Origin of the sequence: Crossiella sp. SN42, assembly GCF_023897065.1 — a bacterium.
Taxonomy (GTDB): domain Bacteria; phylum Actinomycetota; class Actinomycetes; order Mycobacteriales; family Pseudonocardiaceae; genus Crossiella.
The window spans coordinates 202246-227672 of record NZ_JAMHIV010000012.1; the positions used below are offsets into that span (position 1 = coordinate 202246).

Sequence of the window (25427 nt, forward strand, 5' to 3'; positions counted from 1 at the left end):
CAGCTCCTTCCGGGCCGGAAGACCGAATGTAGGGAGCGTCCACCAAACGTAACAACAAGTTTCGGAAACTTTCGAGCGAGCACGGTGGTCCGGCCCGCCGGTAACTTGCCGCCATGGATCTGTTCACGGACTCCTGGACGGCGCTGCGCACGACCGTGGCCGACCTCGCGGACGAGGACTTCGCCCGGCCCTCGGGCTGCGCCGGCTGGCTGGTGCGGGACCTGGTGTGCCACCTGGTCATCGACGCCCAGGACGTGCTGATCACGTTGGTCACGCCCGCGGACACCGAGCCGACCAGGGACGCGGTGACCTACTGGTCGGTCGGGCACACCCCGCCCACCGGCGAGGACCCGCTGGACGCGCTGATCGTCCGGCTGGCCGCGGCCTACCAGGACCCCGCACTGCTCAAGTTCCACCTGGACGACGTCGGCGCGGCCGCGGGCCGGGCGGCCCTGCTCGCCGATCCCGGCCGCCCGGTCGGCACCCAGGGCCAGGTGCTCACCGCTGGCGACTACCTCGGCGCGTACGTGCTGGAGTGGACGCTGCACCACCTCGACCTGGTGGCCCACCTGCCGGGCGTGGCCGGGCCGCCCGAGGCCGGGCTGGCGCGGACCAGGGCGATGCTGGAGCAGCTGGCCGGGGCCAGGTTCCCGGCCTCGTTCAGCGACCGGGACGCGTTGCTGGTGGGCACCGGGCGGCGGGCGCCGACCCCGGCGGAGCTGGCCGAGCTCGGCGAACTGGCCGAGCGGCTGCCGTTCGTGCTCGGCTGAGGGTCAGCGCCCGTGCCGCCCCGGCTCAGGCGTTGACCGTGGCGAAGGTGTCGAGGTTGTTGTTCTTGGCGTAGGCGTTCTCCACGCCGACCAGGATCTCCACCACCTCGAAGTAGCGGTCCCAGAACGGGGTGTCCCGCAGCGCCTCGATGAGCAGCTGGTACGACTCGTGGTCCCGGGCCTCCCAGAGCCACACGTCGGTGACCCGCGCCGAGTAGAACTCGGTGTCGAAGAACCGCGACCGGACGCCCTTGGCCCGCTCGTTGATCGCGGGCAGGACCTCGGTGGTGAACGCGTGCACGCGCTGTTCCACCGACATGCCAAGCCATTCCGGCGAGGTCTTCACCAGCATGAACGCCGTCAAGCCCGGCTCGAACGCCTCTTCGGGCATCGCTTTCTCCTTCTTCTTGATGTGCTGTGCCACCGAAGTTAGAGACCGCTCATCCCTGCGCGCCACGCAACTTGAGCAAGCCAGAGTTGCGTAGCATGCAAACCATGCCCGACCAGCTCGACCTCAACCTGCTGCGCGTCTTCGACGCCCTGCTCCAGGACGGCAGCGTCACCGCGGCCGCCGAGCGCCTGCACCTGTCCATCCCGGCGACCAGCCGGGCGCTGGGCCGGTTGCGGCGGGCCATGGGCGACCCGATCCTGGTGCGCGCCGGTCGCGGCCTGGCGCCCACCCCGTTCGCGCTGCGCACCGCGCCGAGGGTGCGTTCCCTGCTGGAGGAGGCTGCCGCGCTGATCAGCGCCGACCGGGAGATCGACCCAGGGGAGCTCAAGCGCACCTTCACCATCCGCATCAACGACGGCGTGGCCGCCACCCTGGCCACCGCGGTGGTCGAGGCCACCGCCGCCCTCGCGCCGGGGGTGGTGCTGCGCTTCGTCACCGAGGGCAGCGAGAGCATCGAGGCGCTCCGGGACGGCTCGGTCGACATGGACATCGGCGCGGACCAGGAGGCCACCGCGCCCGACCTGCGCACCGCCCTGCTGTACCGGGAACGCGCGGTCGGCATCGTGCACGCCGACAGCCCGCTGGCCCGCGTCCGCAGGCCGACCTTGGCTCAACTGTGCGAACATCCGCACGTCTCGGCCTCCCGCCGCGGCCTCGCCCGCGGTCCGCTCGACGAGGTGCTGGCGGCCGTGGGCCTGCGCCGCCACGTGGCCACCGTGGTGCCGACCGCCGCGGTGGCCGTGCTGCTGGTCGCGGCCAGCCGCCAGGTCGGCCTGGTGCCGCAACGCCTGGCCGAGCAGTTCGGCGAGGCGCTGAACCTGCACTGGTTCCCGATTCCGGCGCGGCTGCCGGGGACCGGGGTGCGACTGTGCTGGCACGCGCGGCTGGACGCCGACCCGGCGCAGCGCTGGCTGCGCGAGACCATCCGCGCCACCGTGGGCTGACCGCCGATGTCGGTGCGGTCATTAAGGTCAGCACGGTGACCGTTCTCGACACCCGGGCGCTCAACCGCGCGACGCTGGCCCGGCAGCTGTTGCTCGACCGCGCCGAGCTGCCGGTGCTGGACGCCGTCGCGCACGTGGGCGGCCTACAGGCCCAGGAACCGCAGGAACCCTTCATCGGGCTGTGGTCGCGGCTGCGGGCCTTCGACCCCGCCGTGCTCTCCGACCTGCTGACCGGCCGGCAGGTGGTGCGCACCCACCTGATGCGCCGCACCGTGCACCTGCTGACCGCCGCGGACACCCTCGCCTGGCGGGCCCGGCACAACGCGATGCTGCGCCAGCGGGTGACCGGGGTGTACCGCAGGGAGCTCGCCGGAGTGGACCTGGACGAGCTGGCCGCCGCGGGCCGGGCGGCGATGGCCGACGGGGCGTACCGCTCGATGCCCGAGCTGGCCAGGGCGGTGCTGGCGCGCTGGCCCTCGGCGGACACCAGGGCGCTCGGCGAGATGCTGGTCGCCGGGTTGCTGACCATGGTGCAGACCCCGCCGCGAGGGCTGTGGCGGGCCAAGGGCGGCGCGCGCTACGCGCTGCTCTCCGACTGGGTGGGCCGCGAGATCGACCCGCTGGACCCGGATCCGGCCGATCCGGCCGGGCAGAACCTGCTCCGGCGCTACCTCGCCGCCTTCGGCCCCGCGGCCACCGCCGACCTGCGGGCCTGGAGCGGTGCGGCCGGATTGCCCGCCGCGGTGGCCGCGCTGCGCCCGGAGCTGGTCAGCTACCGGGACGAGCGGGGCCGGGAGCTGCTGGACCTGCCCGGCGCGCCACTGCCCGACCCGGAAACCCCGGCCCCGGTGCGGTTCCTGCCCGCCTTCGACAACGCGATCCTCGGCTACCAGGACCGCACCCGGATCATCGACGACGCGCACCGCAACCTGTCCGTGGCCGGCGCCCGCGTGGTGCTGGTGCACGGCCGGGTCGCCGCGACCTGGACCGTGCAGACCGACACCGTGGTGGTCACACCGCTGGACCGCTTCACCAAGGCCGACCGGACCGCGGTGGCCGAGGAGGCGGAGCAGCTGGCGTTGTTCCTCTCGGACAAGGAAAGCAACCGGGTGCGGATCGAGCCCTGACACCGGAACGGCCCGTTCGCGCGACGGGCGAACGGGCCGAACCCGGTGTGCTCACCCAGTGTCAGGCACGGGCGCGCACGATGTACTGGCCCATACCGCCGCAGCCGTTGGGGTTGGTCATGGTGATGACGTAGCCCGGCGGGATCGGCGAGCCGAGGCAGACCCACTGCCCGTCGCGGGGCAGTTCGATGTAGCGCCCCATGCCGCCGCAGCCGTTCGGGTTCAGCATGGTGATCACGTAGCCGTCCGGGATGGGCGAGCCGAGGCAGGTCCACTGCCCGTTGCGCGGCAGTTCGATGTAGCGGCCCATGCCACCACAGCCGTTGCCGTTCAGCATGGTGATCACGTACGGGACCGGGATCGGCGAACCCAGACAGGTCCACTGACCGTTGCGGGCGGGCTCCAGGTACCACGAACCGCCCCGGCTGCACCCGTTGGCGTTGAGCATCGTGATCACGTGGTTGTCCGGGATCGCCGAACCCGCGCACACCCAGCCGGTGAAGGCCGGGCTCGCCGGAGCCGGGACCGGGGCCGCGGCGGCCGGTCCGGCGGCCAGCACACCGCCGAGCAGGACCATGCCGGTGAGCGCGGCGAGTTTTCTGAACATTGCCGACCAGCGGGACTTGATGTTCACCAGTTCAGCTCCTCACGAATTTCAGGCGCGCACGATGTACTGGCCCATACCACCGCAGCCGTTGGGACTGGTCATGGTGATGACGTAACCGGGCGGAATGGGTGAACCGAGGCAGACCCACATACCACTTCTGGCGAGTTCGATGTACCGGCCGGTGCCGCCGCAGCCATTCGGGCTGAGCATGCTGATGACGTAGCCCGCCGGAATGGGCGAGCCGAGACAGGTCCACTGCCCGTTGCGCGGCAGCTCGATGTACTGACCGGTGCCGCCGCAACCGTTCGCGCTGAGCATGGTGATGACGTAGCCGTCCGGCAGCGGCGAGCCGAGGCAGATCCACTGCCCGTTGCGCGGCAGCTCGAGGTAGCGGCCGGTGCCGCCGCAGCCGTTCGGGCTGAGCATGGTGATCACGTACGGGGTGGGCACGGGCGAGCCCAGGCAGGTCCACATGCCGTTGCGCACCGGTTCCAGGTACCAGGAACCGCCCCCGCCGCACCCGTTGCCGTTGAGCATCGTGATCACGTGGTTGTCCGGGATCGGCGAGCCCGCGCACACCCAGCCGGTGAACGCCGGACCGGCCGGCGCGGCCTTCGCGGGCGCGGACTTGGCTGCCTCGACGATGCCGGCGCTCGCCGCGGGCGCCGGGGCGGCGTTGGCCGGCCCGGCGGCGATGATGCCGCCGAGGACGACCATTCCGGCCACCGCCGCGAGCATTCTGGCCGTTCTCGGCCAGCTGGACTTTGTTCTCATCGGATTGTCCCCTCACGAGTACGGGGGTCGAGGAAAACGAAATGACGCAGACCAAACGCCCCCGACAGCACCGACCGTATAGGAGCGGACACCGCACGGAAAATACTCCGAACCGACCAATCGGACGGCGTACGGCAGCGGCCACAAAAACCCGTCAGAATTGACGCGTCAATGGTGGCATAAATGCCCTACCGGCCCCGCCCGCCCCCGGGTATCGGCCCCGCCGCTAGGCGATGCCCGCCTCGATCAGCTGCCGCCAGATCTCGCTCTGGTCCACCACTTCCACGCCGAGCTTCTCCGCCTTGGTCAGCTTGCTCGCGCCGACGTCAGCCCCGGTGATCAGCAGATCGGTATTGGCCGAGACCGAGGAGGCGATGGTCGCGCCCGCCTTCTCGCACAGGCGCTGGAAAGTGGGCCTGGGCACCTTCTCCCCGGAGCGCGGCTCGCTGATCGCGCCGGTGACCACCACGGTCTTGCCGGCCAGCGGCGCGTCCGAGGCGACCACCGGCGGCAGGTCCTCCTCGCGCACGTCCAGGGAGACACCGCGTTCGCGCAGGCGCTCGAGCTCGGGGCGCAGCCGGGCGAGGTGCTCGATGAGCGAGGCGGCCACCTTCGGGCCGATGTCCTCCACCTCAACCAGTCGTTCCTCGCCCGCGTCGGCGACCTCCTCCAGCGAGCCAAAACCCGCGCGGCACAACCGGGTGGCGGTGCCCTCGGAGGCCATCGGGATGGCCAGGCCGATCAGGGCCCGGCGCAGGCCGACGTTGCGGCTCTTGTCGATGGAGTCGATCATGCGGGCGGCGGAGACCTCGCCGATGCGGTCGAACTCCAGCAGGCGTTCCGCGGTCAGGGTGTAGAAGTCCGAGGGTTGCTCCAGGTCACCGGACTCGGCCAGCCGTTCGATCCACACCGGACCGACGGCCTCGATGTCGGCGGCCGCGCGGGAGGCCCAGTGGATGAGCCTGCGTACGGACTGGGCGGGGCAGGAAGCGTTGGTGCAGAACAACTCCCGGCTGTTGCCCTGCTCGGTCAGCGGCTGCGCGCAGGACGGGCACAGGCGGGGCGGCAGAATCTCCTTCTCCGCGCCGGTCCGCTTGGACTCGTCCAGCACGCCTGCCACGAACGGGATCACATCGCCGGCCCGGCGCACCAGCACGGTGTCGCCGATCCGGATGCCGCGGGCCCGGATCACCTCCTGGTTGGCCAGGGTGGCGCGGGTGACCGTGGTGCCGCCGACGAACACCGGCTCCAGCACCGCGACCGGGGCGATCTTGCCGGTCTTGCCGACGTCCCAGACCACATCGGCCAGCACCGTGGTCTTCTCCTCGGCGGCGAACTTGAACGCCAGCGCGCCGCGCGGGGAGCTGGAGCGGGTGCCCGCGGCCCCGTAGGCGTCCCGGTTGGCCAGCCGCAGCACCGCGCCGTCCAGGTCGTAGTCCAGGTCGTTGCGGCCCTGCTCGATCTCGGTGATCACCGCCTGCGCCTGCTCGGCGTCGGTGCACAGCCGCATGTCCGCGCCGTCCAGGCCGAGGTCGCGCAGGCCCTGCTCCAGGTCGACCGCGGCGCCACCGGCGGAGGTGTCCAGGTCGAAGCCGAAGAAGCGCAGCCGGCGCTCGGCCACGGTGGCCGGGTCCTTGGCGCGCAGGGTGCCCGCGGCGGCGTTGCGCGGGTTGATCAGCGGCTTGTCCGGGTGCGCGGTGTTGTAGGCGGCGAAGGTGGAGCGCAGCATCACCGCCTCGCCACGCACCTCCACCCGGCCGGGCGCGTCCACCCGCTCGGGCACGCCGTCGACCAGGGCGCGCACCAGTGGGGTCACGTCGTCGCCGGTGCTGCCGTCGCCACGGGTGACCGCCCGCGCCAGCCGTCCGTTCTCATAGACCACCGACAGCGAGAGCCCGTCCAGCTTGGGCATCACCACCACCGGCTGGCCGGGGAACCGGTCGAAGAACGCGGCCACCTGCTCCGGTTTGGTCGCCTTCTCCAACGAGAGCATCGGGCGGGCGTGCCGGACCGGCGCGTGCAGCACCGTGGGCGCGCCGACCTGCTCCAGCGGGTTCGGATCCGGCGCCAGCTCCGGATTCGCCTCGATCAAGGCGCGCAGCTCGTCCTCGATCCCGTCGTACTCGGCGTCGGCCACCAGCGGCGAGCCGCGGTAGTAGGCGTCGCGCAGCGCGACGATCCGGTCGGCCAGTTCCTGGATGCGTTCCCCAGCGTTCACAGTGGTCAAACTACCGCCGACCACCGACAACCACCGGGCGCCGCGCGCTGCTGAGAACGCTCACAGCTCGACCGGGGAGAATCAGCGGCATGACCCGATACCTGCTCGGCGCGCTCGCCGCCGCCCTGGCGTGGACGCTGCGGGATCTACCGGCCCAGCTGGGCGGCCGGGCCTCCGCGGATCGCCTGGCCCGCTCCCCGCACTATCGCGACGGCCTGTTCCGCAACCGGGTGGACGCGCCGGCCGCGCCCGGCGCGCGGGCCAGGCTGGCGCGCGAGCTGTTCTTCGGCAAGCAGCGGCGCAAGCCGGCGGGCGCGGTCCCGCTGGTCGAGCCGGAGCCGCCGGTCGGGCAGGGCGTGCACCTGACTTGGTACGGGCACTCCAGCTCGCTGGTCGAGCTCGACGGCGCGCTGATCCTGCTCGATCCGGTGTGGGGCGAACGGGTCTCGCCGCTGCCCTTCGGCGGGCCGCGACGGCTGCACGAGGCCCCCGCGCCGGTGGAGTCACTGCCCACAGTGGACGCGGTGGTCATCTCGCACGACCACTACGACCACCTGGACCTGGCCACCGTGCGGGCCCTGCTGCGCACCCAGACCGCGCCGTTCGTGGTGCCGCTGGGCGTCGGGGCGCACCTGCGGCGCTGGCGGGTGCCGGCAGAGCGGATCATCGAGCTGGACTGGTCGGAGTCCACCACCGTGGCCGGGGTGCAGATCATCGCGACCGAGGCGCAGCACTTCTCCGGGCGCGCGCTCAAACGCGACGACACGCTGTGGGCTTCGTATGCGCTGATCGGCCCCGCGCACCGGGTGTTCTACACCGGCGACACCGGCTACTTCCCCGGCTTCGCCGAGATCGGCGCGGAGCACGGGCCCTTCGACGCGACCCTGGTGCAGATCGGCGCGTATGTGCGGGACTGGCCCGGCATCCACATGACGCCGGAGGAGGGCGTGGCCGCGCACCTGGACCTGCGCGGCGGGCTGCTGGTGCCGGTGCACTGGGCCACGTTCGTGCTGGGCGTGCAGGACTGGTCCGAGCCGGTGGACCGGCTGTGGGCCGAGGCGAAGGCGCGCGAGGTCGCGGTGGCGGTGCCCCGGCCCGGCGAGCGGGTGGACGTGGCCGCGCCCGCGCCGGTGGTGCCGTGGTGGAAGCTGTTGGGGCCCTAGGCCGTCACTGCCCTGCTTTGCGCTCCCGGAACGCGATCATGTTCATCCGGTTGCCGCACCGCACCCCGCAGAACCGCTTGAGCCCGTTGCGGGACAGGTCCAGCAGCAGTCCGGTGCAGTCCGGCGCGGCGCACACCCGGAGCCTGCGCATCTCGTCCATCCGGATCACGTCGGCCAGCGCCATCGCGGCCTCCACCCGGATGCGCTCGGCCAGCGGGGCGTCCGGCGCGGTGGCGTGGATGTGCCAGTCCAGGCCGTCGTGGCGGGCCAGGCGGGGCAGCGCCCGTGCCTCGCGCAGCATCCGGTTGACCACCTCCACCGCCTCGTCCCGGCCCAGTGTCCACACCTGCCGCAGCAGGTCCCTGGTGGCGCGGACCTCGCGCAGCTCGGCCTCGTCCTGGTCGATGCGACCGGAGTAGGTGCACCGGGCCAGCAACTCGGCCAGCTGCTCGATGGTGGCCAGCTCGTCCGCGCCGCTGCGGGAGGCACCGGGGTCGGTGTTGCCGAGCATCACCACGAACTCCAGCGACTCCTCCGTGTCAGGGGCAAAACGCAATTTGACTCCTCACATCCCCGGACCTAGCGTCAGGACTGAAGCAACGTTAGCCCATGACACACAGCCGGGAGGCGCCATGAAGTTGTCGCCGACGTCCGCGGGGCTTGCCGTGGCGTTAGTCTCCGTAGTCGCCTTCGGCACCTCGGGGCCGTTCGTGAAACCCCTGCTCAGCGCGGGCTGGTCACCCGCGGCCGCGGTCACCGCGCGGGCGCTGGTGGCCGGGCTGGTGCTGCTGCCGTTCACCCTGGCCGCCCTGCGCGGGCGCTGGGAGCTGCTGTGGCGCGCCCGCTGGCGGGTGCTCGGCATGGGACTGGTGGGGGTCGCCTTCACCCAGCTCACCTACTTCGCCGCGCTCCAGCGCATCCCGGTGGCCACCGCGCTGCTGGTGGAGTTCCTGGCCCCGTTGCTGCTGGTCGGCCTCACCTGGGTGCTGACCCGGCGCAGGCCGGGGCTGAGCGTGCTGGCCGGTTCGGTGCTGGCGGTCGGCGGGCTGGTGCTGGTGATCGGACCTGGCGCGGTGCGGGCGGTGGACCCGGTCGGCCTGCTCATCGCCTTCGGCGCGGCGATCGGCTGCGCGGCCTACTTCGTGATCGCGGCCCGGCCCAGCGAGGGCCTCTCGCCGGTGGCGCTGGCCGGGTCCGGGCTGCTGCTGGCCGGAGTCGTGCTGCTGCTGACCGGCGCGGTGGGTCTGCTGCCGTTCACCGCGACCTTCGGCGAGGTGCCGCTGCTGGGTTCGCCCGCCCCGTGGTGGGTGCCGCTGCTGGTGGTCGCGGTGATCTCCACCGCGGTGGCCTACGCGACCGGGATCGCCGCCTCCGGCCTGCTCGGCTCGCGGCTGGCCTCCTTCGTCGGACTCCTGGAAGTGGTCTCGGCCTCGGTGTTCGCCTGGCTGCTGCTCGGCGAGGAGCTCACGCCACTGCAACTGGTGGGCGGAGCGCTGATCCTCGGCGGCATCGCCGCCGTCCGGGCCGAACGCCCCGCCCCACCAGCCGCTCAGACCCCGGCCAGCACCTCCGTCACCGCGAGCGCGGTGTCCGGGTAGCGGCCGAGCAGCGCCACCCCGGCCGGAGCCGCGGCGGCCCAGTCGCCGTCGCAGCCCAGCAGCCCGGCCACCGCGTCACAGGTGGCCGGGTGGGCGGCCAGCAGCGGGAGGCCCTGGGTGGCCCGCCGGGGCTGTGCCGCAACGGGTTCCGGGGCCAGCCACGGCGGCACCCACTCATCCAGCGCGGCGAGCCTGCCCGGGAACAGGCGGCCCGCCTCCCGGATGAGCAGCGGCACCAGCTCCGCGCCGCGGGCGCGCAGGGTGGTGATCAGCGTCGGCAGCCAGGGCAGCAGCACCGGGTCCGGCAGCCGGGCGAAGGCGTTGGACACCGCCTCCACCACGAAGTCGGCCAGCGCAGGCGCCGGTTCCAGCGCGTGCACGAACCCGCTGAGGTAACGCGGATAGGCGTTGAGCACCAAGGGGTTGGCCAGCAGCTCGTCGCAGCGGGACCGCAGCTCCGCGCGGGAGAGGCGGCCCAGCTGGACCTGCGCCGCCCACAGCAGCGCCACCTTCGACGGCTCCTGCGGGTGGGACTGGGTGATGGCCAGTTCCAGCTGGGTCCGGTCGCAACCGAGGGACAGCGCCAGGGACTCCATGCTGAACAGGAAGCCCAGCATCGCCGCGACCTGGCCGACCCCGGCGTCCTCGTCGGTGAACGCGGTGGGCAGCAGGGTGCAGTAGTGCGCGTAGCCCGCCTTGACGAAGGCCTCGATCCACTGCGGCAGCACGGGTTCGCTGGTGCGATAGTGCGCGAGCAGCCCGCGCACCCGCCGCAGCACCTCCGGCGCGCCGTCGACGGTGCGTTCGGTGGTCAGCACCTCCAGCGCCCGCACGCCCAGCTCCCCGGCCAGCCGGGCGCTGCGCAGGTACAGCAGGGCGTCCTCGACCGCCGCGAGCACCGAGGCGGCGGTGGCCTGCGGGTGATAAGCCTTGCGCCGCAAGCGTTGTTCCAGCACCTGCTCGATGCTGACGCCCTCGTAGCCCAGCTCGATCAGCGCCCGCTGGTGGGTGCCCAGCGCCAGGTCCCAGGACTCCTGGATCGGCCGCTCACCGAGCCGCCGCTGCCCCATGATCGGCCGCGCCGCGCCCTGCGGCATCAGGTACCGCAGCATCCACAGCACGTCCGAGCACAGCGCCAGCTCCGGCTGCCCGGCGATGTCCAGCAGCGCCCGGCGCACCCCGCGCTGGTCCAGCTTGAGGTTCAGCGGCGCGAGCCGGTCGTGCACATCGCGGGCCAGCGGCGGCAGGGCCTCGTAACCGACCTGGCCGATCCGGTCGCCGCCCATCATGATCTCGACCAGGCGGCGCACGTCCCGCCTGCCCGGCACCACGTCCTTCTCGATGCAGGTGACCGCGGCATCCTGGAAGTCGTACGGCGTCGGCCTCGCCCTATCGCGCATACCGGCCAATAAGATCGAGGTCTCGAAGACCGCGATCGCGTCGGCGGTGGAGGCGAGGTAGCCGTTGCGGCGGGCGGCGCGCACGATCTCCACGCACCAGCCGAGCAGCTCGGCCTCGTCCAGCCCGTCCAGCACCGGTGGCCGTTGCAGGAACCCGGAAAGCTGGTCCGCGGTCGTGGTCGTGGCCACCGGGGCGGGCAGGGCCGCGGGCTTCTTCCGCTTCGTCCCGGACTGTCCGTCCAGCTGGAAGGGTTTCACCTTGGTGCGCTTGAGGTTCTTCGCCCACTCGGTGGCCGCGATGGACACCGAACCGGCGGCCAGCCCGAACTGCGCCTCGATCGCCGCGTTGCTGGACGGGATCAGCCCGTACTGCCAGGTGCTCGCACTGCGCGGGCTGATCGTGAAGCCGTCGCTGCCCGCCACACCGAACTCCGCGACCCGGCTGGCCGCGTGGAAGGCGCCGCAGACGTAGAGGCAGTCGGCGGGATCGGCGCCGCTGGCGGCCAGGTGCTCGCGCATCCGCGTCCACATGTACCGCTCGCGGTCCTCATCCACCCGCACCCGGTGCGGGTCGCCGGGTGCGAGGCGGCGGAACAGGCTGCCGATCAGGAACATCACCTGCCGGTAGCTGTCGTGGTCGGTGTCGCCCAGCGGCAGCTCGACGTACTGGTGCCACCACTCCGACCAGTGCCGCACCTTGCCGTGGTGCAGCAGGTGCTCCTCCAGCTCGGCGAAGCGCGGCCGGAGGTCGCCGATGTCCACGCCGACCGCGTCGCCGTGCAGCGCGGCCTCCTCCTCGGCGGGTTCGGCGGCCGGGGTTTCCGGTCGGTCCCACTGGAAGACGTGGTCGGCGGACCGGTCCACCAGCACGAGTTCCACGCCAGGGGTGTCCAGCGCGTAGGCGATCGCCTGGTACTCCGCGGATGCCTCGGTGATCGGCGCGACCACCGACAGTGGCGACCACTCGGCCGGGAAACCGTCCACTTCGGACGCGAACGCCTGCACCGCCACCGGCAGCCGGCAGTTGCGCAGCTCGGTGAGCAGCGGGGCCAGGTCCTCACACAGCTCCAGGTAGACCACCTTGGGCTGCTTCTCCCGCAGTCGCCGCGCCATCGCCACCGCCGAGGCCGGGGAGTGGTGGCAGACCGGGAAGATCTCCAGCGGCTCACGCACCGCCCGGTCCACGTCGTCCACGATGCCGAGCAGGATGCCTTCCAGCGCAGCGGGTCCGTCGGCGAACGCGGCGGCGGCCTCGCTCAGCCGGCCGCGCAGGGTGTCGAAGGCACCGCTCATGACAGGGTGGCGATCGCGTCGCGGCCGCCTTCGAGGAACTCCGGCCAGTTCCCGCCCTCGTCCTTGCTGCGCGGCTCGATCACCCCGTGCAGGTACTTGTTCAGGATGGCCAGGTCCTCCGGCGCGCGCCGGGCCAGCGAACCCACCAGCGAGGAGGCCAGTGTGCGGGCGGTCAGCTGCTGGGCGCCGAAGAAGTTGCTGTGCAGGATGGCGTCCTCCAGCACGCCGATCTGCTCCGCGGTGGACAGCGCGGACTCCAGCTTCTCGTCGTCGCTGCCCGCGGCGGCCGCGGCCGCGCGCAGGTCGGCGAAGCTGCGCAGCAGCACGTCCAGCAGGGTGGGCGGCACGTCCAGCTCGATCTGGTGGCGGCGCAGCAGCTCCTCGGTGCGGAAGCGGACGATCTGGGTCTCGCTCTTCTTGTTGGTCACCACCGGGATGCGGACGAAGTTGAACCGCCGCTTGAGTGCCGAGGACAGGTCGTTGACGCCCCGGTCCCTGCTGTTCGCGGTGGCGATGATGGAGAAGCCGGGCTTGGCGAAGACGATGTTGTCACTGTCCAGCTCCGGCACCGAGATGTACTTCTCGGACAGGATGGAGATCAGCGCGTCCTGCACGTCGCTGGTGGAGCGGGTGAGCTCCTCGAACCGGCCGATCGCGCCCTGCTCCATCGCGGTCATGATCGGCGAGGGGATCATGGACTGCCTGGACTGGCCCTTGGCGATGACCATGGAGACGTTCCAGGAGTACTTGATGTGGTCCTCGGTGGTGCCTGCCGTGCCCTGCACGACCAGGGTGGAGTTCCGGGAGATCGCCGCGGCCAGCAGCTCGGCCAGCCAGCTCTTGCCTGTGCCGGGATCGCCGATCAGCAGCAGGCCGCGGTCGGAGGCCAGGGTGACGATGGACCGCTCGACAAAACTGCGGTCCCCGTACCACTTCTGCGCGATCTCCCGGTCCAGGCCGTCGGCCCGCTCGGCGCCGAGGATGAACAGCCGCACCATCTTCGGCGAGAGCCGCCAGGCGAACGGCTTGGGGTTGTCGTCGATGGACTCCAGCCAGTCCAGCTCCTCGGCGTACTTGAGCTCGGCGGGGGCGCGCAACAGGTCGGACATGTCGTGCCTTTCAGGAAGTCAGGAAGGTCTTGAGCTCGTGCACGAGCTTGCTGATGTGACCGGAGAGCACCGGGGTGCCGAGGTCCTTGAAACGCTCGCGGAACCACGGGTTCACGCTGCCCCGGCCCGCGCTGGTGACCGAGCCAACCGGGATGAACTTGGCCCCGGAGCGGTGGATGGCGGCCATGCTCTCGAACAGCGGTTCGCTCTGCCACTCGTAGAAGTCGGAGATCCACACCACCACGGTGTTGCGCGGTTCGGCGATCTTCGGCTGGGCCAGCGCCATGGCGACCGTGCCGTCGGTGCCGCCGCCGAGGTTGGTGCGCAGCAAGGTCTCGAAGGGGTCCTGCACCCACGGCGTGAGGTCCAGCGCCTGCGTGTCGTAGGCGATCAGGTGAACGTCCACTTTGGGCAGTCCGGCGAAGATGGAGGCCAGGATGGTGCAGTTGACCATCGAGTCCACCATGGACCCGGACTGGTCGACCACCGCGATCAGCCGCTGCGGGGCGTTCTTGCGCGCGGTGTGCTTGTAGTAGAGCCGGTCGACGTAGAGCCGTTCCTCGTCTGGGCTCCAGTTGACCAGGTTCTTCCAGATTGTGCGGTCCAGGTCCAGGTTGCGGAAGACCCGCTTGGGCGGCACCGAGCGGTCCAGCGCGCCGACGGTGGCCTTTTCCACCTGGGTGCGCAGCACCTCGGCGACCTCGTCGACGAACCGGCGGATCAGCGACTTGGCGTTGGCCAGCGCCACCCCGGAGAGGTTGTCCTTGTCCCGCAACAGCTGCTCGATCAGCGACATGCTCGGCGTCAGCCGCGCGGCCAGCGCCGGGTCGGCGAGCACCTCGCGCAGGTGCATCCGCTTGACCAGGTCCCCTTCCAGGGCAGCGAGTTCCGGCCCGATCTCCGGGATCAGGTTGCCGAGGTCGGGCGTGGGACCGCCGCCCCCGGTGCCGGTCGGGCTGACTCCTCGGCCACCTGCTCGGCCACCGCGCAGCTCCCCCGGTTTGCAGCCCAGCGCGCGTTCCAGCCAGGCCGCGTCGGCCTGCCAGCGGGACAGCTGCCCGGCGCTGACCGTGCCGGAGCCGGTGGCGAAGACGTTGAGCAGCACCTTGGACACCAGCGCCGCCCGCCGCACCTCAGCCGCCTGGTCCCGGTCCGCCTCAGGGTCGACGAGCATCAGGCCGTCGAACTCCGCGGCCAGTTCCGGATGCCGCTGCACCACGGAGTCGACCCCGGCCTGCGGATCGAGCAGGGCCGGTGGCAGGCCGATGTCCTCGACCACGGCGAGGCTGGCCGACTCCAGCGCGGCCTGCTCCTCCTGGTCGAACAGCCTGGCCAGCAGCCGCCAGTACAGCACCTGGCGGCGGTTCTCTTGCGCCTGAGTCATTTCCGCAACAGCCTTCCGGCGCGCTCGCGCAGCACCGCGGCGGCGTCGGTGGCGGCTTTCTCCGCCTTGACCCCGGCCTTGTCGGTGGTGCCCCCGGCCCACGCACCCGCTTGCAGGGCAACGGTTTTCTTGCGCACAGTGGATTCGACGGCCAGCGGCTGCACGCGGAAGTCCCCAGATTCCCAACGCAGCAAACCGATGCAAGCGGTGGAGGTCGCGACGGCCTCAGGTGTGAGCGGTCCGGCGACCGGGATGCGGTCGGCGTCCACGGCCAGCCGGTGCCCGGCGATGGTGAGGGTCAGCGTGTCCTCGTCCCGCTCGATGGCATAGCCCTCAAGGAAAACCGGTACGGCGATGCGGGCCGGATGCCGGTCCAGCGGCGCGGTCGCCGGGGTGAGCGCGGTGGGTAACGCGACCCTGGCAGTGGCGAAGGCGTCGGCCGGTTCGCCGAGCCGGGCGTGCTCGTCCTGCCAGAGCAGGTCGCCCTCGGCGGTGAGCGGCATGTCGGTCAGCTCCATCGCGCGGCCCTCGCTGACCGCGGTCAGCAGCGACAGGTGCGGGCGTAGCAGCTGCCAGATCCCCGCGCCGATGATGGTGTCCGGCTTGGGCGCGGACACACTGGCCCGCACCAGCCGGGCCGGTCCGTTGACGGGCTCGAACACCGCGTGCACCTGGGCCTGCGCGGCGGTCGGGTGCTCGTGCAGGTCGACCCCGAGCGGCAGCAGGCGGCCGGTGGCCGTGCCGGTGGCGGGAGCGGGGCCGGCCAGGGTCAGCAGCATGGCCCGGGACCACAGGTCGGCCCAGCGCCGCAACGGGATCCGGTCCAGGGCCGCGCCGGGGCAGGACGCGGCCAACTCGGCCGCGAAGCCGTCCAGCAGGGCGGCCAGTCGGCGCAGGCCGGGTTCCGGCAGCAGCGCGGAAATCACCGGCGCGGCACCGGAAACCAGGTCGTGGTCGATGCCCTGCCACCCGGCGCGGGCCAGGTCGGCCAGCCAGGATCGGGCGGCGGCAAGCAGATTGGGCGATTCGGGCGCACCCGGCGTGGACGCGGTGTCCTCGTCGAGGCCGCGGCCGGTGGCCTCGGTGACGCGGGCCAGCAGCGCGTCGTGCACCGAGCCGAACAGCGCGGTGCGGGCCGCGGCGAGGACGAGGAAGTGCTCCTCCCCCGCCGCGCCGGCCGCGGTCTTCTCCACCGCCTCGGCGACCCGGTCCGCCAACGGCGAACCCGCTAGAGCGTCGGCGAGCTCGGTCAGACCGGCGGGCTGCGGACGGAGCAGCCCGGCGACCAGCGCCCCGTCGAAGGCGTCGATCGCGGCCAGGGCTTCGTCAAGTCCGGCGACGGGATCGGCGAGCAGGTCGGCGCGCATCACACCACCGCCCTGGTGGCGGGGAACCACTGCATCTCCGGCAGCGGCGCGGTGCTCGGGGCAAGCTCCAGGTAGGCCAGGTGCCGCAGGAACTGGCTGAACACCGGCGCGGCCGCGGCGCTGTCCCCCTGCGGCGGGTCGGCGTGGCTCATGGTCGCGGCGATGTCCTGCGCGGTCAGCTCACCTGGCTCAACCCGCAGGTAGCGCGCCACCCGCTCGCCGCCGTACTGCAGGACCGCCTCGGTGATCAGGGCGAGGATGTGGTTGCAGAAGTAGCCGCGGGCGCCGCCGCACGGGCGGTTGTTGTTGGTGCTACAGGTGAACGCGTACGTGCCGGCCGCGACCGAGGAGACGTACACCCGCCCGATGTCCGAGCCGCTGGAGACCACCCCCTGCACCCGTCCGTCGGCCAGTTCGACGAACGGGACCTTGGCCAGTTTGCGCGGCCGGGCGGGCGCCAGCACCCGGGCCGTGCTCGACCTCTGCCAATCGGACAACGCACCATCTCCTTCTGCCGAGTCCCGGTCACACCACCGTGACGGGGACTCGGCAGAACGTAGTGGTGGCCACCGACAATTCCGATCTTGCCCAGCTCAGCCCGCCGATGTCACCTGGCCAGCCCGGCGCCCTGGCCGCCGACCTGGTGGTGGACGCCACCGGCCGCCTCGGCCGGCTGCGCGACCGGTTGCGGAACCGGATCAGTGCGGTCGGCGCCCACTCCCGGCCCATCGCCGACCTCCAGCACGACCTGTCCCGGCCGGCCAGTCGGTCGGTGAACCGGCACGTGCTGCTCGCCGCGCTCACCGGGCCGCGCCGGAAAGGACTCCGTAAACCACCGTTCACCAGCGCGGAACTGCGTGCCGTCGACCCCCCGCCGTAGGCTGGCGCGGTGGACATCAGTGACTGGGTCGAGGACGTGCACATCAAGATCGACGTGCTCGACGACCTCCTCTCCAGCCGCGCTGACCTGGACTTCTCCCCCGAGTCCCTGATCGCGCTGGAAGCCGAACTGCTGGACCGGATCGAGGACACCGAGGAGCTGGCCGATCCCGACCAACTGCCGTTCCTGGAGTGCGTGGTCGCCTACCTCGGCGAGATGCTGCTCCGGGTCGCCGGTGGCCGCTGGGCCGCCCCGCCGAGCGGGCTGCCGGTCATCCGCCCGGCAGAGGAGCTCGGCCTCGACGACACCGCGCCGCTGGCCCTGGTCGCCGCCGCGATCCAGCGCCGGGACGGCACCGAGTTCCGCCGGACCCACCGCGCCTGGCAGGAGGCCGTGCGCGAGTACCGCCAGACCCACCCCGGCTGGACGCCCGAGAAGGACTACACCCCCGGTCTCGACGTGCCCCGCCCCGAGCCGTAAGCCGAGCTCGACGCCTGACTGGCCCGGCGCGAGCAGGAGTTCCCGGCCTGGCTCGCCCGCTACGGCGCCGGGGAGGACTGGGACTTCACCGCCGGGTCGCTCGACGCGCTCACCGAAGCGGTGTTCCGGGAGACGTCGACCATGGCGAAGTTCCAGGGGCACAACGATTTTAGCGAGGGCGCCAGCTGGTACTGGGGCGAGGTGCTGCGCCGCTCCGCACCGGCGGAATGGCAGCACACGCCAGGCGAACGGACCAACCGCAGCACCACCATCGGGCACTTCTGGGCCCGCCGACCGGAGGCCGACCGGTCCTACACGCCGGAGCTGAGCCTGGCGCACATGGTCGAGCTCGGCGACCGCAACACGGCGCGGCAGGCGCGGCTGGCCGAGCACCAGCGGTGGCAGCAGGTGCAGTTCGCGCAGCAGCCCGGGTACTGGCCGCCCCCGCCGCAGGGGCCGTACGGACCCCGCCGCCGGGGGGCGTACGCGCCGCAGCCGCCCCACCACCGCCCGGCTCCCCCGCCGCTGACGATCCCGGCGCACCGCCGGAGCAGCCCCGCTAGCCCCCTTGTGGCCGGTCACAACCCACCGTCGAAAAGTCTGGATCCTGTTCCGTACTCAGCCGAACCGCCCGCTGTGATGATGTCGGGCATCCGGCCACGAGGAGGAACAATGGCGTACCGACCAAGGCGGATGGCAGGGCTGGCGTTCATCACGGCGGCCCTGCTCCTGGCCCCCCGTCCAGGCCGCCGCGGCCCCGCCCGGTCATTTCGAGGCGCCGGGGCCGCACGCGGTCACCAAGGTCAAGGGCGGCCCCGACCACACCCTCTACTACCCGACCGACCTGGGCCGCGGCGGCATCCAGCACCTGGTGGTGATCTGGGGCAACGGCACCGGCGTCTCCCCCGAACCCTATGACGGGCAGCTGCGGCACCTGGCCTCCTGGGGCTTCGTGGTCGCGGCGGCGAACACCACGCAGGCGGGTTCCGGCCGGGAGATGCTGGCCGGCGCGCGTTTCCTGATCGCCGAGGACGCCCGGCCCGGCAGCGTGTTCCACGGCAAGATCGACGAGACCAGGGTGGGCGCGGCCGGTCACTCCCAGGGCGGTGGTGGCGCGATCGCGGCAGGCGCGGATCCGTTGGTGGACACCACCGTTCCGCTGATGCCGGGACCGCAGGGCTCGGTGCCCGCGCTGCACGGGCCGAGCCTGTTCCTGGCCGGGCAGCTCGACCTCATCGTGCCCTCGGTCTACGTCCGCGGCCGCTACTCCTGGGCCGGGCACGTGCCTGCGGTGTTCGCCGAATTGAAGGGAGCCGACCACTTTTTCCCCGGGGAGACCCGGATCCGGGCCGCCGGTGTGCTGACCGCCTGGTTCCGGTACTGGCTCTCCGGTGACGCGAACGCCCGGGAGATCTTCTTCGGCGCGGACTGCCTGCTGTGCCAGGACAAGTCCTGGTCCTCGGTGGCCCGCAACGAGAAGGCGAGGCAGGTCAGCGGCTGAGCCCGTTGCGCGCGGGGCCGAACCAGTCCGCCAGCGCCTCGGGCAACCCGGTCAGCTCGGCGTCCGAGGCGGCCCAGGCGACGTAGCCGTCCGGGCGCAGCAGCACCGCGGCCAGTTCCGGCTGGGACGGGCAGGCCGCGCCGACCACCCGGACCCGGTCGGCGTGGCCCGCCCCGATATCCCGGATCTCCTTGCAGCCCAACAGGTCCAACAGCACTCCGCCGCCCTCGGCCAGCAGCGGGTCGGCATCCGTCTGTTCGAGCCGCGGCGCGAACCGACCGACGAGGGGATGCGCGGCGTTGGGGGCGTAGTCGATGTCGATCCCGTTGGCCATCTCGATGAAGTGGCGCTTGGCCGCCGGGATCGTCAGCGTCTCCCGCAGCACCTCGCGCAGCGCGGCGACCTGGGCGCCGGGCCGCAGCAGCGCCACCTGGGCCCTGGTGTTGCGCAACACCCGCTCCCCCACCGGATGCCGCTCAGCGGTGTAGCTGTCCAGCAGCGACTCCGGTGCCAGGCCGCGCACCACCAGGCCGAGCTTCCAGCCGAGGTTCATCGCGTCCTGCAACCCGAGGTTGAGGCCCTGCCCGCCGATCGGCGAGTGCACGTGCGCGGCGTCCCCGGCCAGCAGCACCGGGCCCCGCCGGTAGGTCTCGGCCTGCCTGGTGTTGTCGCTGTACCGGATGGCGGCCGTCAGCTCGGTGATGGTCACCTCGGTCCCGCTGACCCGGCTGATGCTGGCCGCCATCTCCTCGGCGGTCACCGGCTCGTCCCGGTCGGCCGGTCCGCCGTCGAACTCGATGGTGGCGATCTCCCCCGGCACCATCGACAGGCTCAGCAGCCCGCGCGGGCCGTGCAGGGCGGAGGTGATCGCGCCGGGATCGGCGAGCTGGGCCACCGCCGTCCGGCCGGTCATGGTGGCTTCCGTGCCGGGGAAGGCAATCCCGGCCCGCTTGCGCACGGTGCTGCGGCCGCCGTCGCAGCCCACCAGGTAGGCCGCCCGTACCGAGCTCCCGTCGGCCAGCACCGCCCGGACCCCGCCGTCCTCCGGCCGCACGTCCACCACCGGGCAGCCGGCACGGATCCGCACGCCCAGCTCTGCCGACCAATCGGCCAGCAGCCGCTCCAGCACGTGTTGCTGGAGCACGAACTGGGCAGACGGGTCCTCGGGATCGGCCGCGTCCTCGATCAGCGGCAGGCCACTGAAGTGCCCCTTGGCCCGGTTCTCCGCGAGCAGGCGCACCATCTCGCGGGTCGGGTCCTCGCTCTTGGCGTCGAAGGCCAGCATCTCGAACAGTTCGGCCTGGACCTCGGCCAACCGGTCGGTCAGTCCGCGCAGCCGCAGCGACTGCACGGTCCGGCCGTTGAGTCCGCGCAGGCCCAGGCTGCGGGTCCGGCGCAGGGCCCCGTCGGCGGCCTCCAGCACCAGCGGATCGGCCCCGGCCAGGCGCAGCTCAGCGGCCAGCAGCAGTCCGGTCGGCCCGCCCCCCACCACGATGACGTCAGTCAGCGCGAACACCCCCACTTACGGCGTATATGTACGCTGTAAATATGATATGTACACCGTAAACCTGTCAAGCGAGGGAGACCCAGATGACGCGCAGGGAGCCGTTGAACCGGGAGAAGGTCCTGGACGCGGCCCTGGCGCTGGCCGGAAAGGAGGGCCTGGACGGGCTGTCCATGCGCAAGCTGGCCAAGTCCCTCGGCGTCGAGGCGATGGCGCTGTACAACCACGTGGCGAACAAGACCGACATCCTGGACGGCATCGCCGCGCGGGTGTACGCCGAGATCGAGCGCCCCGACCCGGCCCTGCCCTGGGCCGAGCGGGTCCGGGCCACCGCGCTGAGCTTCTACCGCGTGCTCAGCCGCCATCCGGTGGTGCCGCTGGCCCTGGTCACCGACCAGGCCAACCCCACCACGCTGCGCGCGCTGCAACCGATGGACGACCTGATCGGCGCGCTCTACGAAGCCGGTCTCGACGATGACGGGGTGCGCCAGGCACTGGGCGCGCTGAACGGCCTGATCTTCGGCTCACTGCTGCTGACCACCGCCGGGTTCGCCCGCGCGCACAGCGAACCCGCCGAGACCGGGCACACCGAGATCTACCTCCGGCGGGTCGATCCGGCCAAGCTGCCGCACTTCAGCCGGGCGCTGCCCGCGCTGGGCGCGCCCCGTCCCGAGCAGGACTTCGAGCGGGCGCTGGACCTGTTGCTCACCGGCCTGATCGCAGCCGCTCCGTCCTGATCGGCAGTTTCACCGGAGGTTTTCCCGGCGCGACCACCTCGTCGCGATGATGTTGCTGGAAAAGTGCTTCGTGGCCCGCCCGCCTTGCACCACGGAGGAACCGCACCATGCACCATCACCTGCCCCGGTCGTCGCCGCCAGGCGGCCGGGCCCTGCTCGCCCTCGGTCTCGGCCTGGCCCTGCTCGCCACCGGCTGCACCGGGCCGGAACCCAGCCAGCCACCCAAGCCGTTCACGCTGCAGGACGCCGGGATCGCCGAGATCGGGCGCGCGCTCGGCTCGGGCGCGCTGACCAGTGTCGAGCTGACCGCGATGTACCTCAACCGCATCCAGGCCTACGACGCCAACGGGATCAGGCTGAACTCGGTCGTGGTGGCCAACCCGGAAGCCCTCGCCGAGGCCGCGGCCGCCGACCAGCGGCGCGCGGCGGGCAAGGTGCTGGGGCCGCTGGACGGGATCCCGTTCACGGTCAAGGACAGCTACATGGTCAAGGGCCTCACCGTGGCCTCGGGATCACCGGCGTTCAAGGACCTGGTGGCCGGCGGTGACGCCTTCACCGTGCGCAAGATCCGCGAGGCCGGCGGGGTGCTGATCGGCAAGACGAACATGCCCCCGATGGCCGCCGGTGGCATGCAGCGCGGGCTGTACGGCCGCCCGGAGAGCCCGTACAACCGCGACTACCTGGCCGCGGCCTGGAACTCCGGTTCCTCCAACGGTTCCGCGGTGGCCACCTCGGCCAACTTCGCGGTCTTCGGCATGGGCGAGGAGACCGTCTCCTCCGGCCGCTCCCCCGCCTCCAACAACGCACTCGTCGCCTACACCCCCTCCCGCGGCCTGCTCTCCATCCGCGGCAACTGGCCACTGTGGCCGGTGATGGACGTGATCGTCCCGCAGACGCGCGGCATGGACGACCTGCTCACCCTGCTCAACACGATCGCGGTCAAGGACGAGGAGACCGCCACCGACTTCTGGCGGGACCAGCGCGCGGTCGCCCTGCCCTCGGTGGAGCAGGTGCGCCCGGCCGACCACAACTCGCTGCGCAACCCGGACGCGTTGCGCGGCAAGCGACTGGGCGTGCCGAAGATCTACATCGGCGAGGACCTCGGCGGCACCGATCCGATCGAGATCCGGCCGTCGGTCCGCGCCCTGTGGCAGCAGGCGGCCGCGGACCTGCGCAAGCTCGGCGCCGAGGTGGTGCCGGTGGACTTCCCCGCCGCGCACAACCAGGAGCTCGACCGGGTCGGCGCGGTGTCGGCCTACGAGCGCGGCCTGCTGCCGCCGGACTTCCTGCGCACCATGGAAAAGGTGGACGCCTACAGCGCGGAGCGGTTCCTCAAGTCCGTCGGCGATCCCCGGCTGACCTCCTGGACCCAGGTGGACATGGCCAAGGTCTTCCCGGTCGACCCCGGTTCGATCGAGGAGAAGGAGGGCGTGGACAACCTGGAGTTCTTCCGCGCCCACCCCCGGCTGGTGGCCGAGGGGGTGCCCGCCCAGTGGAGCGAGGTGCCGGGACTGGCGGAGTCGTTGCGGGGCTTGGAGAACACCCGCAAGGCCGACTTCGAGGACTGGCTCAAGGCGCGTGGCCTGGACGGCGTGGTGTTCCCGGCCAACACCGACATCGGCCGGGCCGAGGCGGATGTGGACAAGGCGGCCAACGCGGCGGCCAGGAAGAACGGCAGCCGGCTCTCCACCATGAACCAGACCATGCGGCTGCTGGGCATCCCGAGCGTGTCGGTGCCGATGGGGCTGATGGAGGACACCCGGATGCCGGTGAACCTGACCTTCGCCGGCCCGGCCTACCAGGACAACACCCTGCTGTCCTTCGCCTACGCCTACGAGCAGGCCACCCACCGCAGGGTGCCGCCCACCCGCCCGGCCCCGCTGGCCGACGAGACGGTCGAACTGGCGAACAACCCCTTCCCCGAACCGGGAAAACGCACCGAGCGGGACGGCCCGCAGGTCACCCTGACGTCCACAGTGGACGGAGAGGTGCTGAAGGTCAACGGCACCGCCGCCGATCCCAGTGGCATCGCGCAGGCCCGGTTGTACGTCAACGGCGAGCGGCTCACCACCACCGGCGACGAGAAGGCCTGGGCGGCGGAGGTCCCGCTGGCGAAGTACCGGTCCTCAGCCGCGCACCGGGCAGACAGCTTGCTGGTGCTCGCGGTGGTGAAGGACCGCGCCGGCAACACCACGGTCAAGACGGTGACCACCAAGCTGAGGTGAACCGCGGTCCGTGCCCTGCCGGAGTGGACAGGGCACGGACCGGTCGGTCAGTGGATGCCGCTGGTCTCCAGCCGCCGCACGATCCCGGTGGCCAGCTCGACCACATCCGGTTCCCCTTGCGGGGCCTGGACAGTGGCGCCGTCGACCGGGATGTCGGCCGGCTTGTCCACACCCGCGCACTCCGAGCGGGTGGCCGGCAGGATGCCGTCGACCAGGTAGCGGTTGACCGTGTTGTCCACGCAGGCGCCACCGCTGCCGTACTGGCCGTGCTCACCGTCGTTGGGCACGCTGATCAGGTGGTGCCGCAGGGTTTCCGCCATCGCCACGCCGTTGGGGTAGGCGGTCTGGGTGTCGCCCTCGGCGTGCACGACCAGGCCGGTCGGGTAGGCGGTGCGGGTGATCTCCGGCAGCGGCTCGGTGCGGGTGAAGCCGCGGAAGGCGCAGTTGGTGGGGGCCAGGAAGGACACCGTGCGGCCGTAGGGGTGGGTGTCCCGCCACTGCCGCATGCCCCGGTAGTAGTCCCGCTGGTCGCTCGGCCAGTCCCACTCGCAGGTCACCGCCTGGAAGGTGCCCGCCGAGGTCGGTTTGACCAGCGAGCGCTTGGCCAGCTCCAGCAGGGCGGCGTTGCGCTTGGCCAGTTCCGGGTTCTCGTTGCCCTGCAAGGAGTCCAGCAGCTCGCGGACCTGCTGGGAGAAGCCTGCCCACACCGCGCGGTAGCGGGTGTAGAAGCCGGTGAAGGTGTCCAGGTCGGTGACCTCGCCCAGGCCGCCGACCGGCTTGGTGGCCAGCGCGGCGGCGATCTCGTCCAGTCCCGCGCGGACCTGCGCCGGGGTGGTGCCCAGGCGGAAGGTCTTGTGCCGCGCGGCGGTCCAGGCGGCCCAGGAGTCGAAGTTGAACTTGATCGAGTGCGCCGAGTCCAGGTCCTGCTCGTGCCAGGTCTTGTTCGGGTCCATCGCCGAGTCCAGGACGCTGCGGTCCAGGTTGCGCGGGAACAGCGAGCCGTACACCGCGCCGAGCCAGGTGCCGTAGGAGTAGCCGAAGTAGTTGATCTTCTTCTCGCCCAGCGCACCACGGATGACGTCCATGTCCCGCGCGGTGTTGCGGGTGGTCACGTGCTTGCGGTAGTCGCCGCCCGCGCGCACGCAGCCGTCCTCGACGTCCCTGGCCGTCGCGGTGAAGTTCGGCAGCTGCGCCTCAGTCGGCCGCGAGGGCTGCGGCAGCTCCAGCAGACTGACCTCACAGCGCAGCTGGGTGGACTGCCCCACCCCGCGCGGATCGAACCCGACCACGTCGTAGACCCGGCCGACCGGCTGGGCGGCGAACCGGTTTGGCAGCCCCAGCCCCGAACCGCCAGGGCCGCCCGGGTTGACCAGCAGCACCCCGCGCCGACCTGCCTGGTCGGTGGCCTTGCGGCGGCTGATCGCGACCTGCACCCGCTCCGCGCCGGGCTTGGCGTAGTCCATCGGGACCACCACCGTCGCGCACTCCAGCCCGGCCAGGGCCGCGCACGGCGCCCAGCTGAGCTGCTGCGTGTAGAAGGCCTTCAGCTTGGCCGGCACCCCGTCGGCGGCCAGCGCGGGCACCCCGCCCGCGCCGAGTAACGCCACCCCCGCCATGCCCGCCACGCCCCACTGCCGCAACCGCACCCTGATCTCCCGTCGGTAGCCGAAAGATCAATCCTGGCCCGGCGGACGGGTGCGCGGACCGGCCCTGTGACCGGGGTTACCCGGTCCGGCTAGGTCGTGTCCTCACAGTCCCGTCTGCGGGAGTCGTGATCGGTTTGGTCGCTGGCGGTGCGGCCGGGACGCCCTCATACCGGACGTATTCGGGCGTTCCGGCCGGGCCGCCAGCGGCCGCACCGGCGCGGCTACCGCGGGCGGGACTGTGAGGACACG

At 71.9% G+C, this 25427-nt stretch carries 22 protein-coding genes; 10 read left to right on the forward strand and 12 right to left on the reverse strand.

Going from position 1 to position 25427, the window contains the following annotated elements; genetic code table 11:
- Nucleotides 1-113: 113 nt before the first annotated feature.
- The gene (locus M8C13_RS16540; protein ID WP_252481484.1) at nt 114-770 is read left to right on the forward strand and encodes a maleylpyruvate isomerase N-terminal domain-containing protein; all 657 of its coding nucleotides are present in this window, start codon (nt 114-116) and stop codon (nt 768-770) included.
- A gap of 25 nt (nt 771-795) precedes the next feature.
- Here M8C13_RS16540 and M8C13_RS16545 read toward each other — a convergent pair whose 3' ends face one another.
- On the reverse strand, nt 796-1161 hold the full coding sequence (locus M8C13_RS16545; RefSeq protein ID WP_252481485.1) for a darcynin family protein: 366 nt from the start codon (nt 1159-1161) through the stop codon (nt 796-798).
- A gap of 104 nt (nt 1162-1265) precedes the next feature.
- Between M8C13_RS16545 and M8C13_RS16550 the strand changes: the two genes are divergently transcribed.
- Together M8C13_RS16550 and M8C13_RS16555 are read left to right on the forward strand one after the other, a co-directional pair.
- The gene (locus M8C13_RS16550) at nt 1266-2165 is read left to right on the forward strand and encodes a LysR family transcriptional regulator (protein WP_252481486.1); all 900 of its coding nucleotides are present in this window, start codon (nt 1266-1268) and stop codon (nt 2163-2165) included.
- 35 nt (nt 2166-2200) lie between these two features.
- Nucleotides 2201-3292: a winged helix DNA-binding domain-containing protein gene (locus tag M8C13_RS16555; RefSeq protein WP_252481487.1), complete on the forward strand. Its 1092-nt coding sequence runs from the start codon at nt 2201-2203 to the stop codon at nt 3290-3292.
- A gap of 61 nt (nt 3293-3353) precedes the next feature.
- On the opposite strand, the gene M8C13_RS16560 is transcribed toward M8C13_RS16555, so the two are convergent.
- The 3 genes from M8C13_RS16560 to ligA form a co-directional block, all read right to left on the reverse strand.
- Nucleotides 3354-3926 (reverse strand): hypothetical protein, encoded by a 573-nt coding sequence (locus tag M8C13_RS16560; RefSeq protein ID WP_252481488.1) that lies wholly within the window; start codon nt 3924-3926, stop codon nt 3354-3356.
- 21 nt (nt 3927-3947) lie between these two features.
- The gene (locus M8C13_RS16565) at nt 3948-4673 is read right to left on the reverse strand and encodes a hypothetical protein (protein WP_252481489.1); all 726 of its coding nucleotides are present in this window, start codon (nt 4671-4673) and stop codon (nt 3948-3950) included.
- A gap of 226 nt (nt 4674-4899) precedes the next feature.
- On the reverse strand, nt 4900-6891 hold the full coding sequence (ligA, locus tag M8C13_RS16570) for an NAD-dependent DNA ligase LigA (RefSeq protein ID WP_252481490.1): 1992 nt from the start codon (nt 6889-6891) through the stop codon (nt 4900-4902).
- An 89-nt stretch (nt 6892-6980) separates the two neighbouring features.
- Between ligA and M8C13_RS16575 the strand changes: the two genes are divergently transcribed.
- The gene (locus M8C13_RS16575; RefSeq protein WP_252481491.1) at nt 6981-8054 is read left to right on the forward strand and encodes an MBL fold metallo-hydrolase; all 1074 of its coding nucleotides are present in this window, start codon (nt 6981-6983) and stop codon (nt 8052-8054) included.
- A gap of 4 nt (nt 8055-8058) precedes the next feature.
- On the opposite strand, the gene M8C13_RS16580 is transcribed toward M8C13_RS16575, so the two are convergent.
- Nucleotides 8059-8610, reverse strand: coding sequence for a CGNR zinc finger domain-containing protein (locus M8C13_RS16580; protein WP_252481492.1), 552 nt, complete (start codon nt 8608-8610; stop codon nt 8059-8061).
- A gap of 109 nt (nt 8611-8719) precedes the next feature.
- Between M8C13_RS16580 and M8C13_RS16585 the strand changes: the two genes are divergently transcribed.
- Nucleotides 8720-9652, forward strand: coding sequence for a DMT family transporter (locus M8C13_RS16585; RefSeq protein ID WP_252481493.1), 933 nt, complete (start codon nt 8720-8722; stop codon nt 9650-9652).
- Here the strand turns inward: M8C13_RS16585 and M8C13_RS16590 are convergent.
- Genes M8C13_RS16590 through M8C13_RS16610 form a run of 5 tightly spaced genes read right to left on the reverse strand, consistent with a single transcriptional unit; the run spans nt 9604 to nt 16702 of the window.
- Nucleotides 9604-12345 carry a DUF5682 family protein gene (locus M8C13_RS16590; protein ID WP_252481494.1) on the reverse strand — a complete coding sequence of 914 codons (2742 nt, stop codon included), beginning with the start codon at nt 12343-12345 and terminating at the stop codon, nt 9604-9606. The two genes, M8C13_RS16585 and M8C13_RS16590, sit on opposite strands and share 49 nt — an antisense overlap.
- Complete coding sequence (locus M8C13_RS16595) at nt 12342-13454, reverse strand: AAA family ATPase (protein ID WP_252481495.1); 1113 nt, start codon at nt 13452-13454, stop codon at nt 12342-12344. The genes M8C13_RS16590 and M8C13_RS16595 overlap by 4 nt, the downstream gene beginning before the upstream one ends.
- A gap of 10 nt (nt 13455-13464) precedes the next feature.
- Nucleotides 13465-14838: a VWA domain-containing protein gene (locus M8C13_RS16600; RefSeq protein WP_252481496.1), complete on the reverse strand. Its 1374-nt coding sequence runs from the start codon at nt 14836-14838 to the stop codon at nt 13465-13467.
- Nucleotides 14835-16205: a hypothetical protein gene (locus M8C13_RS16605; protein ID WP_252481497.1), complete on the reverse strand. Its 1371-nt coding sequence runs from the start codon at nt 16203-16205 to the stop codon at nt 14835-14837. The genes M8C13_RS16600 and M8C13_RS16605 overlap by 4 nt, the downstream gene beginning before the upstream one ends.
- Nucleotides 16205-16702 (reverse strand): hypothetical protein, encoded by a 498-nt coding sequence (locus M8C13_RS16610; RefSeq protein ID WP_252481498.1) that lies wholly within the window; start codon nt 16700-16702, stop codon nt 16205-16207. Before M8C13_RS16610 ends, M8C13_RS16605 begins: the two co-directional genes overlap by 1 nt.
- A gap of 65 nt (nt 16703-16767) precedes the next feature.
- On the opposite strand from M8C13_RS16610, the gene M8C13_RS16615 reads away from it, so the two are divergent.
- From M8C13_RS16615 to M8C13_RS16625, 3 genes are all read left to right on the forward strand, one after another.
- A complete protein-coding gene (locus tag M8C13_RS16615) occupies nt 16768-17085 on the forward strand; it encodes a hypothetical protein (protein WP_252481499.1) in 318 nt (105 codons plus the stop codon).
- Between the two features lie 9 nt (nt 17086-17094).
- Nucleotides 17095-17565: a hypothetical protein gene (locus M8C13_RS16620; RefSeq protein WP_252481500.1), complete on the forward strand. Its 471-nt coding sequence runs from the start codon at nt 17095-17097 to the stop codon at nt 17563-17565.
- An 871-nt stretch (nt 17566-18436) separates the two neighbouring features.
- Nucleotides 18437-19066 (forward strand): acetylxylan esterase, encoded by a 630-nt coding sequence (locus tag M8C13_RS16625; protein ID WP_252481501.1) that lies wholly within the window; start codon nt 18437-18439, stop codon nt 19064-19066.
- On the opposite strand, the gene M8C13_RS16630 is transcribed toward M8C13_RS16625, so the two are convergent.
- Nucleotides 19056-20588, reverse strand: a complete 1533-nt coding sequence (locus M8C13_RS16630; protein ID WP_252481502.1) for an FAD-dependent monooxygenase — start codon at nt 20586-20588, stop codon at nt 19056-19058. The two genes, M8C13_RS16625 and M8C13_RS16630, sit on opposite strands and share 11 nt — an antisense overlap.
- A gap of 68 nt (nt 20589-20656) precedes the next feature.
- Between M8C13_RS16630 and M8C13_RS16635 the strand changes: the two genes are divergently transcribed.
- Nucleotides 20657-21307 carry a TetR/AcrR family transcriptional regulator C-terminal domain-containing protein gene (locus tag M8C13_RS16635; RefSeq protein WP_252481503.1) on the forward strand — a complete coding sequence of 217 codons (651 nt, stop codon included), beginning with the start codon at nt 20657-20659 and terminating at the stop codon, nt 21305-21307.
- Nucleotides 21308-21414: 107 nt separating this feature from the next.
- On the forward strand, nt 21415-23532 hold the full coding sequence (locus M8C13_RS16640) for an amidase (RefSeq protein WP_252481504.1): 2118 nt from the start codon (nt 21415-21417) through the stop codon (nt 23530-23532).
- A 47-nt stretch (nt 23533-23579) separates the two neighbouring features.
- Here the strand turns inward: M8C13_RS16640 and M8C13_RS16645 are convergent, their stop codons facing one another.
- On the reverse strand, nt 23580-25178 hold the full coding sequence (locus M8C13_RS16645; RefSeq protein WP_252481505.1) for an alpha/beta hydrolase: 1599 nt from the start codon (nt 25176-25178) through the stop codon (nt 23580-23582).
- Nucleotides 25179-25427: the final 249 nt, after the last annotated feature.